The organism is Bacteroidota bacterium (assembly GCA_034439655.1).
In the GTDB taxonomy this organism is placed as follows: domain Bacteria; phylum Bacteroidota; class Bacteroidia; order UKL13-3; family UKL13-3; genus CANJUD01.
This window is the reverse complement of sequence record JAWXAU010000145.1, coordinates 1-11,160: the sequence shown is the minus strand read 5'-3', so window position 1 is coordinate 11,160 and position 11,160 is coordinate 1. Positions and strand designations below refer to the sequence as shown.

Sequence of the window (11,160 nt, the reverse complement as noted above, 5' to 3'; positions counted from 1 at the left end):
GTCACGGTCTCGTCTAATTGGACGAGACGGGTTCGAATCCTCTCGTCTGTTGGACGAGACAATCGAAGCTCAGTAATTTATTGCTGAGCTTTTTTGTTTTTAAGCATATTAGTAATTCATATACTTTATATTTGCATTCACAATCCCACATGTTCCGCAACCCCACACCCACCATGATTTCGCTGCTCACCGCATTTATTGTGGCTTTTGTGGGCAGTACCGTGGCATTTATTATCTCGCATAAATTTAATGTAGCCGTATTTCTCTTTGGTATTATCGCCTTATCGTCTTTTGTGGCGGTATACTATGCCTTGGAAGTATTTATATATCGTAAAATAAAATTGATATATAAAACCATTCACGATGTGAAAAGTCATAAGAAGGGCAGCCCCATTATTAAAAGGATTAATTTGGAATCGGACCCCATTGGCGAAGTGAACAATGAGGTAATAGGCTGGATGGCCCGTAGCAATATCGAATTGGAAGAGCTACGCACGCAAGAAGCTTTCAGGCGTGAGTTTTTGGGCAATGTGAGTCATGAATTAAAGACACCTATTTTTAATTTGCAAGGATATATACATACTTTAATTGACGGTGCTATCAACGACCCAGAGGTGAATATCAAATTTTTAGAGAAGGCCGCCAAAAGTGCCGATAGGATGGGGGACTTGGTACAAGACCTCATCAATATTTCTAAACTGGAAAGCGGGGAGAACCAACCTGAAATGGAACGGTTTGACATCAATGAAATGGTTCACGAAATATTTGACCAGATAGAAATGCGGGCAAGCAATAGAGGTATTAATTTAAGAATAAAAGATGGCTGTGATGAAGCATTTTGGGTGGAAGCCGATAAATCGCAAATAAGGCAAGTACTGGTAAATTTGATTGTGAATGCCGTGCAATACGGAAAAGATAATGGACAGGTAAGCATCGGTTTTTATGAAATGGGTGAGCATATATTAACGGAAGTAGCTGATGATGGAGAAGGTATAGACAAGGAACATTTGCCCCGTTTGTTCGAACGTTTCTATAGGGCCGACAAAGGGCGTTCGCGTGATGAAGGCGGCACGGGACTAGGGTTGTCCATAGTGAAACATATTATAGAGGCTCACGAGCAAACCATACATGTGCGAAGCACTGATGGTAAAGGGACCACATTTGGATTTACCCTTGATAAAGCATAACATAATGTATATAGGTAAATTGGTCAATCACCATTATTTTCGTGGGCTGATGTTGAGGATAGCTTTTATATTATGTATTTCTACACTTTGCAATTCTGCTTTTGCACAAGTAACCGAGAATTTTGACGATGGAGATTTTACTTCTAATCCAGCGTGGAGTGGAAGTGCAAGTCTATATAGTATTAACGGGAGCAAACAATTACAAAGCAATGGCACGGGAGGCGAAGTATCATATCTCTCAACTCCTTCAACCATGGTATCCAATACTGAATGGAGCTTTTGGGTGAAGTTTAATCTGAGCCCTAGTTTACAAAATTATTGCCGATATTATTTAATGTCGGATCAACAAGACCTCAGTGGAAGTTTAAACGGATACTATATACAATTGGGAGGAAGCACAGGAACAACAGATAGCATAGCATTATATAAACAAACTGGAATAAATAGGGTGAGGATTATTGCCGGTCGTCCTGCTACCGTTGGTAAATCCTTGAATCAGCTACGTGTGAAAGTGCAAAGGAATACAAGTGGCTTGTGGCAATTATTAAGCGATACTTCGGGCAAGCAATCTTATGCAATAGAAGGCTCAGCCACCGATAACCAATTCACCTCCACATCATATACAGGAATGTATTGCAGATATACTGCTACCAATGTGCTTAATTTTTATTGGGATGATATAACTATAAAATCAAGTTTAGATACCATACCGCCTGGCCTAGCCTCCATTAATGTGTTATCGGTAAATAAACTGGAAGTAGTTTTTGATGAATTGTTGGACGCAACATCGGCAAAGGTTTTAACAAATTATATAGGAAACAACGGACTTGGAAATCCAGCTAGTTTAATATTTGATAATTTGCAAACAGTAACCTTGACTTTTGCAAACAATTTCACCATCAATACCACTTATACTTTAACAATAAATAATGTAAAAGACCTTGCTGCCAACCAAGTGAATGGGTTGAACAAGACATTTGTATATTCCACACAAACGGTAAAGCCTATTTTAATCAATGAACTATTTGCCGATCAGTCACCTAAAATCGGTTTGCCCGATTATGAGTTTATCGAATTATATAATCCCAATAAATTTAGTATCGATCTTACCAATTGGACTATTAGTGATGGCACATCCACAGGTACCTTGTCAAACACATTCGGCACTCCTACTATTCCTCCCGATAGCTTTATTATATTATGCTCACATGTATCATCGGGCGATTATGCAGTATATGGCCCCATAGCAATTGTAAATGGCTTCCCTTCGCTTAATAATACAGGCGATAAAATAACGCTTAAAAATAATTTGGGTCAACTAATCAATGAAGTTAATTATACTGACAAGTGGTACCATGATGGAACCAAAGCACAAGGAGGATGGAGTATGGAACGAATAAATCCGCTCACCCAATGCGATGGCATTACCAATTGGGCAGCTTCAAAAAATGCTATTGGCGGCACACCCGGTAAAGGTAATTCTATATTGAGCACTATACTTGACAAAACATCGCCCGATATTTCGTATTTGTTTTATACTTCACAAAATACAGTTTCGGTTTCGCTGTCAGAACCAATCACAGCATCATCTTTCGCAAGTGCGACATTTGCTTATAGTAATTTTATATCTATAATAAGCAAACAAATCAATACCACTTTCGATACCATTACTTTGCTTTTGTCAAATAATATGAAGAATGGTCAACCCTACAATTTGCAAATAACTGGCCTATCCGATTGTGAAGGGAATACACAAAAAATGACAGGGACTATTATATATCAAGATTATAAAATTGCAGAATTTAATGACATCGTAATCGATGAAATATATACAAATCCATTACCCAACACGCCATTGCCCAATATGGAATGGGTGGAACTAAAAAACCGTTCAAAAAGCCCAATACTCATAAAAAATTGGACCATTAGCGATGGCGTCTCTAAAGCTAAAATTGTATTTGCAGTGCTAAGACCCGATAGTTTTTTGGTTATGTGTCACGAAGCTTTTGTAAGTAAAATGACACCTTATGCAACTACCATTGGACTTTCGTCGTTCCCTTCATTAAACAATAGTGGTGATAGAATTTCGATAACTAACGAAATCGGACAAGTAATACACACCGTAAATTATAGCGATGCTTGGTATGGTAATAGCTTGAAAAGAAATGGAGGTTGGAGTTTAGAAATGATTGATACCGATAACCCTTGTGGTGGTATCAACAATTGGAAACCCACTAGCGACAAACTTGGTGGCACACCCGGCAGGAACAATTCGGTACAAGCATCCAATCCCGATAACCAAAAACCAACACTGGCTAGGGTATATGTGCCAGCAGCTAATAGATTGATATTATATTTTGCCGAGCCAGTCGATTCAAATTCTATACATATTGATTCAATTGAAGTAAGTAATTGGGGTTTATTACCTGTGTCTATTCAATCAATTTCTCCCGATTATACAGTATACGAACTTATATATAATGATACCTTTGGCCATCATAAATTATATAAAGTTTCGGTAAAAGGTTTTTACGATTGTAGTGGTAATAAAGGTTACGATGACGCCATCGAATTTATGCTCACAGATGCTATTGATACTGGCGATTTAGCGTTAAACGAAATCATGTTCAATCCGAAATCTGGTTGTGTGGATTATGTAGAGTTATATAATAAAAGCAACCATGCCGTCGATTTGAAAAATTTACAATTGGGAAGTATTGTTGATGGGCAATATAGTGGCGTCACTATCGCAGCTCCCGATGGATATATAGTATTGCCCGGTCAATATGTATGCTTGAGCGAGGATGAAAACATCATAAAAAAGTATTATCAAACTATTAACCCCCTTTGGTTTTGCAATGTTACTAATTTCCCTTCCTATCTCGATGATAAAGGGGGTATTGTTATACTCAATAACAATTTGCAGGAGGTAGATAAATTTGAATATAATAAAAACATGCACCATTTATTGGTTGACGATGATGAAGGCGTGAGCCTCGAACGTGTTAATTTTACCCGGCCCACCAATGAAATTACCAATTGGCAGAGTGCTGCAGGATCGGTAGGTTTTGGTACGCCTGGATATGCAAATAGTCAGTATAATGGCACAACAACTGGCGACGATTTATTGGAAATTTCACCTACGGTATTTTCGCCCGATGCGGATGGTATTGACGATGTTTTGAATATTAATATCAAATTTGTAAACGGAGGATATGCAGGCAAACTATATATATATGACGTAAATGGTTATTTGGTGAAAACACTGGCTAGTTGGCAAGTGTTTGGTACCAATGCATCAGTGAGCTGGAACGGGTTTAAAGACAATGGCGATAGAGCAGCAGTGGGGCATTATATTATAGTGCTCGATTATTATAACCTAACGGGCAAAACAGGAAAAAGCAGGAAAGTATGTGCCTTGGTAGAGAAAAAACTGTGATAATGGTAAATGGTTAATGGTGGCGGTTCCAGATTTGCCAATCATTATACAAATGAAAATTATTAAATGAAAAATATTATATATATTATATTACTAGTATCAGTTTTTACATCATGCAAAAACGATATAGCGATTAATGCCGAGTGGAAAGAAACAGCAGTAGTATATGCGTTGCTCGATGCCAACGAGCCTATACATTATATACGTGTCGAGAAATCTTTCCTCAATACAGGCAGCGATGCGGTGCGTGTGGCGGGGGTTAGCGATTCTATATATTTTGATACGCTAGAGGTAGCTATAAGGATAATGGATGGTAGCACTATTGTGCAGAATATTAATTTCTATCCCGATTATAATGCACCCAAACAACAAGGTGTATTCGCATCTACTGATGCTGTACTATATACCTCAATTGAAAAATTAAGCCCAACAGCCTCCTATAATTTACATATAAAAAATCCACGTACAGGTAAAGAGTATACCAGCAATACTAGTATGGTTTATAATTCGTTTATACAAACCAAAACATCGATGTTCTCTTTATATCCGAATCAAACTATAGCATACTATTTTTATACTGGGAAAAAGGCCTATGAATATGAAGCCACACTTACTTTGCATTACGCCGAATATGATTCAGTGAGCAACCAATTACTAGGCAGACATTCCTTTAGTTGGGTAGCTGCAAAAAATATATTTGTAAATGATCCCAAAAGCAGCAGGCAAGTAAAATTTGATTTGGACGGTGGGAATTTTTTCAACCAAATTGCAAGCAATATCCCCAAAACACCTGGCGTATGGCGTAGTATGGACACCTGCGATGTGCTATTATACGGTGCTGGAGAAGAATTGTCGAACTATATAGCCTTGAATAAACCTAGTTTGTCAATCGTGCAAAAAAAATCAGACTATTCAAATATAAACAACGGCTTAGGTATATTTAGCAGCCGCAATACGAATCATGATCAAATAGGGTTGCCCATTAGCGATAGTACGAAGTATTATATATATGTGAGCCCAATTACGGCAGGATTAGGGTTTAGAAAACCGTAGTATTTTAGAATCGAGTGTGTTTAATATTGAGTTTCGGTATAAACTATTATCAGAATATTGAAGTGCAGTGGGCATTACTGGCCTTGATTACTAACCCTGTTGTCGCTGCAACCACCTCATTAAAAATTTATCAGAAACAGAATATGACATTTGTTCTTTACCAACTTCCTTATGTATAAGTTCTTTGGCAAGTAGCGATTCTATACTCCTACTAATGGTTGAGGTAGTGCCCAAATGATATCTCTTCAAGAATTCTTTGCTATGCAATCGGCTGATAGATTCTTCTTTTGCTATTGCTTTTAAAAGATCCCACTGGTTAGTTGTCAATAAGTTTCTGTATTGATAAAATATGCTTTCCTGCTCATTTAGAATATCGAAGCATGTTTCCTTTACATGCTCTAGGTTTGTTGCTTTAAAATTCTTTGCAAATAATCTATTGCACAAATATTGGGTATAATAAGTATGCAAGCAGGTCCATTCTAATATATACTCAATTGCATCTTTTGTAATTGATTTTTTATGTATTTTAAATTGGCCTTCAATAAAATTACTATAATCTTCGGGTTTAATAAAGTCTAAATTTAAATTGCTACAACTGGCATAAAAAGGACGTTTAGCACTATTAAACATTTCATGCATAATTTTTTGATTGCTTCCGCAAAAAATAAAAGATACATATTTTAATCTTTGTATATAAGTGCGTAAGAAAGCTTCAGTATTTCTTTCAGGGTAAGTTGTTATTTGCTGAAACTCATCAATAGCAAAAACAATTTGTATATTTTGTTTATCTAAAAATTCAAATAACTGTTGAATGGTTTGTTCATACTGTTTGGGGCGGGCTAGTTCTATACTTATTTCAGGGCTACCACTTAGTGCATCATAAGACAATACGGGTCTAAATGTTTTAATAAAATCAACAATTAATTTTCCCACACCTTTGTTTTGAGGAAATTTTTTATAAATGGCTGTTGCAAGAGTATTGGTAAATTCTTTTAAACTTGAGGTCGCATATATATCTACATAAATACAGGCAATTTTTTTATTTTTGCTAAGTCCTTCAAAAAGATGTTGGATAAGCCCGGTCTTTCCAATTCTTCTAATAGCAAACAAGGTAGTATTTATTCTATTCTTTATGTTGCGAGTCAGAATATTAGTTTCTTGTTTGCGGTTACAAAAAGTATCAGGATCTTTGTAACCAGAAACTAAAAATGGATTATACTTTTCAATCATTCCACAAAGGTATTCAAAATTACGCAAAATGCGTTACGCATTTTGCGTAATTTTTTTTATTTCCCCGCAGAGCTTAGATAGATAATGGTTTTCGAGAAGTGTAATTTAAGGTATAAAATCAGTTATGGGGCTAAAGTCACAATTTTCCATGCATTGCCTTCTTGTTTATAAGCAACTCTATCGTGCAACCTATTGGGTCTACCTTGCCAAAATTCGAAATAATTTATATGTATTAAATAGCCTCCCCAATCTTTTGGTTTCATCACATCATGGCGACCACCTATCATCAATTGTTTGGCTTTTTCTTGTAATTCTTTTTTACTTTCTATTTCACGACTTTGTGGCGAAACAGCCGCACTCACTTGGCTTTCGAAAGGACGTGAATTAAAATATTGTATTGATTCTGCTTCCGATACTTTTTGCACCTTGCCTTCCATGCGTACCTGCCTTTGCAAATCGAGCCAGTTAAATACCAAAGATATATAAGGATTTTCGCTGAGCTCTTTGCCTTTGCGGCTTGCATAGTTTGTATAAAATACCAGTCCATTATCATCGAAACCTTTCATTAGAACTACACGTGCAGAGGGCTTCCCTTCGACCGTGCATGTAGCTAGCACAAAGGCATTCGGCTCATTCACTTCCGATTTGATGGCTTGTTCAAACCAAAGTTCAAATTGCTCGAAAGGGCTTGCCAATGTTTCCTCTTTGTTGAGTATGCCCATGGCATAATTGGCACGCATCTGTTGTAATATATCTTTATCCATATCAGGCACAAATGTAGATATAAATTAACCCACAGAAAATATCTTAATAGATAATGTGAAGTTATACCAATTCTTAAACTAAAATAGTTCTCCGCCTGTGGCGGAATATACATTATTACATTTTTTGGTCTCCATTTATGCAAACAAAAATAAAGCCGCATATCGTTAAATACACGGCTTATTATTATAATAATAATGACTAATTATTCTACTGTGTTTGCAGGGCTCTCCACCGTTGGTTCCTCAGTTTTGGTTTCTGCCGGTGGGGTAGGGGCTGCAGTTTTTACTTCTTCGGGCTTACCAGTTTTCACATTGCGAAGTGTACGAAGTTGGTCCATAAGTCCGCTTATTTTCTTCTGAGCATCCTTTATTTTATCTTCAATTTGCTTGGTGAAGGCAGCCGAGTTTTTGCTGTTTGCAAAGAAACCCATATTGTTTTGCCAAGTATCAATATCATGTTTCATGAGTTTGATTCTCTCACTCAAACGTTTCTCTTCGCTATATAACATGTCTTTGCCATCAGTTTGGCGTGCTATCACTTCGTAATGGTTACGGTGGCGGGTCACATTATTGCTTTGGAAATCTTTACGAATACGCTGATATATGGCATCAAGCACTGCTTTGAAACGTCGTTGTATATCATCTTTTTGTTTGATGGGTACAAAACCATAATTGCCCCATTCGTCTTGGAGTGTTTTTACGCGTTCAATCAAATCCTCTGAGTTCTCAGCCTTGGCAAGTTCTTCCAATTTGGCAATGATTTCTTTTTTGGCTTCTAGATTTTTGGTTTCATCTTGAATTTTAGAAGCGAAGAATTCTTTCTTCCTTTCAAAAAATACATCACATGCGGTACGGAAACGGGTCCAAACTTTCTCACTATGTTTCTCATGCACAGGGCCAGTTTTTTTCCATTCGTCTTGGAAAGCTAAAAGGCTTTTTGTCGCATTACCCCAATCTTCGCTATTCTGCAACTCTTCAGCCTTTGTGCATAACTCGTTTTTAATTCTGAGGTTTTCGCTGCGGGCTTTTTCTATATTTTTGAAGAAGGTATTTTTGTTGTCATAAAATTTGTTGATAGCGGCTTTAAAGCGTTCCCAAATTTCATCGCTCAACTTATTGGAAACAGGCCCAACAGCTTTCCATTCTTCAAATAATTTATTGGCATCATCTATTTTGGCAACCCATTCTTTTGCAGTATTGGCCTCAAATTGTGTTAGCTCATCTGCTCTTTCACAAAGTGCAATTTTGGCATCCAAATTTATCTGACGTTCGCCTTCAAATGCTTGATATTTCTGAGTTATCTGATCATATACTTTATCAGCAGCTTCTTTGAAACGCTCCCACATCATGTCTTTGGCTTCCATGGGAACAGGACCCGTATTCTTCCAATCTTCCCAATATTTCTTCTGCATGATGATAGTCTTACGCAAAGAAGTTTCTTCCAATAAGACATCCATTTTTTTGCAAAGCTCTATTTTTACTTCAAGGTTTTTGCGGCGGTCAAGTTCTTTTAATTCGTTATTGATGCCCAAGTTATCATAAAACTTGTCGAGGAAATAAGTATATTTATTCCATAGCTCTTCGCGGGCTTCATTAGGGATAGCACGAATGGCTTTCCACTGGTGCTGCAAATCTTTTATAAGTTGAAGGCTGCCACTTGAATCTTCCTGCTCGGCAATTTCTTTTATTTGATTTAAGATTGCACGCTTGGCTTCTAAATTTTTAATCTTCTCTTGCTCTAATTGTTTGCGGTAAGCTTCTCTACGGTTTGCAAATTCTTTATAAGCACTATTATATTCTTCTTTGGTAGGATCATTGTATTCAAAATCTTCGCGAACACCGCCATTCTCAATAAACAATTGTAATGCTCCTTGAAAATCGGCATTCCAAAGTACTTCTATAATAGGACGTAATTTTCTGAAAGTTTGTGAAGCCTCATTCAATTCGGGCAGCTTAGCGGCTTCCCAAGCCATTGAAACCAATTCTTCTTTGCTATGTTTTTTCAAATTGGCAACCTCTGCCTCGGATACATATTCTGGTGCATGGTCATCACTATGGTCTTCGTCGTGGGTATCAAACACACTCAAATCAGGAGATGTATTTGCAATCAATTCTGCTGTCGCATCTGCTTTTGTTATTAAAGTAGGAGTTTCTACAACTTCTTCTGCGATGGCTGCAGGCTCCTCTGCTTCTATTGTAGCAACAGGTGTTTCTTTAACTTCTTCTGCTTTGGCTGCAGGATCTTCTGCTGCAATCTCAGCAACAGGAGTTTCTATTTTTACTTCTGCAATTGCTGCAGGCTCTACTGCTGCAATCTCAGCAACAGGAGTTTCTATTTTTACTTCTGCAATTGCTGCAGGCTCTTCTGCTGCAATCTCAGCAACAGGAGTTTCTATATTTTTTTCTGCTGCAATTGCTGAAGGCTCTTCTGCTGCAATTTCGGCAGCGGGAGTTTCTGTTTCTTTCGATAAAATTTCAGTGACAGGAGATTCTGTAACTTCTTTTGCCGCAGGTTCAACAATTTCGGCAATTGGCGTTTCCAATTCAGGATCTGCTACTGGTATTGTTTCCTCTTCCATTACTTTTTCAGCGATGGAAGTTTCTTCAATAATTTCAGATGCTTCTGGCGTTACAGGAGTTTCCAATTCAGATTCCACTTTCTCCTCAGCTAAAGCTTGTGCTTCAAGGGTCTCGTCGTTGTCTAGTTCTTCAGTAGTTTCTTTGTTGCGGTCTACGGGTAGATTTTCTTGCTCGTTCATTACGTTTTTGGTTCTTGGTTCAACTTGTAAAGTACCTTTTTCAGGCTCAAGGGTTGCATCTTCTTGCATTTTTTGTTAATTCTTTTTTTAAAAAATTGATAATCTTTCGATTAGAAATTAGGGTGACATACTTATTTTTTATTCGATGCTGAAATTAAAATAGGTTTAACTTTGCACTCTGTAAAAAAATGAGTGCAAAAATAGTCGAATGTCCGCGAGATGCCATGCAAGGGTTGAAAGAATTTATTCCAACCGATGTAAAAATCAGTTATTTAAATTCTTTGCTCAATTGCAACTTTCATACACTGGACTTTGGAAGTTTTGTTTCTCCCAAAGCAATTCCACAACTTGCTGATACTGCAGAAGTACTTGAGGGTCTGCACATGACTAATACCAAACTTCTCGCTATTGTTGCAAATATGCGAGGGGCAGAAGTTGCAATACATTATAATGAAATAACTTATTTGGGTTTTCCGTTTTCTATCTCCGAAACTTTTCAGCATAGAAATACAAACACTGCACAATCGGATGCTTTTGACCTGGTAAAACAGATGCAAGAACTTTGCACGAAGTATAATAAAACATTAGTAGTATATATTTCTATGGGTTTTGGCAATCCTTATGGTGACGCATGGAATGTAGATATTGTAGCGGATTGGACCAATAAAATGCAGGCACTTGGAATCACTATTATTTCATTGGCCGACACAGTAGGAGCGGCCCAACCT

Annotated in this window: 7 protein-coding genes; 4 read left to right on the top strand and 3 right to left on the bottom strand. The window is 37.3% G+C overall.

Annotated features, from left to right (window positions below):
* The first annotated feature begins 149 nt into the window (after window positions 1-149).
* The 3 genes from SGJ10_10430 (at window position 150) to SGJ10_10420 (ending at window position 5,679) form a co-directional block, all read left to right on the top strand.
* Window positions 150-1,187, top strand: coding sequence for an ATP-binding protein (locus SGJ10_10430; GenBank protein MDZ4758532.1), 1,038 nt, complete (start codon window positions 150-152; stop codon window positions 1,185-1,187).
* A gap of 4 nt (window positions 1,188-1,191) precedes the next feature.
* The gene (locus SGJ10_10425; GenBank protein MDZ4758531.1) at window positions 1,192-4,626 is read left to right on the top strand and encodes a lamin tail domain-containing protein; all 3,435 of its coding nucleotides are present in this window, start codon (window positions 1,192-1,194) and stop codon (window positions 4,624-4,626) included.
* 66 nt (window positions 4,627-4,692) lie between these two features.
* Complete coding sequence (locus tag SGJ10_10420; protein ID MDZ4758530.1) at window positions 4,693-5,679, top strand: hypothetical protein; 987 nt, start codon at window positions 4,693-4,695, stop codon at window positions 5,677-5,679.
* A 90-nt stretch (window positions 5,680-5,769) separates the two neighbouring features.
* Here the strand turns inward: SGJ10_10420 and SGJ10_10415 are convergent, their stop codons facing one another.
* The 3 genes from SGJ10_10415 to SGJ10_10405 all read right to left on the bottom strand — a co-directional run bounded on the left by SGJ10_10415 (window position 5,770) and on the right by SGJ10_10405 (window position 10,501).
* A complete protein-coding gene (locus SGJ10_10415) occupies window positions 5,770-6,909 on the bottom strand; it encodes an ATP-binding protein (protein MDZ4758529.1) in 1,140 nt (379 codons plus the stop codon).
* A gap of 122 nt (window positions 6,910-7,031) precedes the next feature.
* On the bottom strand, window positions 7,032-7,673 hold the full coding sequence (pdxH, locus tag SGJ10_10410) for a pyridoxamine 5'-phosphate oxidase (GenBank protein MDZ4758528.1): 642 nt from the start codon (window positions 7,671-7,673) through the stop codon (window positions 7,032-7,034).
* A 203-nt stretch (window positions 7,674-7,876) separates the two neighbouring features.
* On the bottom strand, window positions 7,877-10,501 hold the full coding sequence (locus tag SGJ10_10405; GenBank protein ID MDZ4758527.1) for a DUF349 domain-containing protein: 2,625 nt from the start codon (window positions 10,499-10,501) through the stop codon (window positions 7,877-7,879).
* Between the two features lie 119 nt (window positions 10,502-10,620).
* On the opposite strand from SGJ10_10405, the gene SGJ10_10400 reads away from it, so the two are divergent.
* A partial coding sequence (locus SGJ10_10400; protein MDZ4758526.1) for a hydroxymethylglutaryl-CoA lyase occupies window positions 10,621-11,160 on the top strand: 540 nt, incomplete at its 3' end.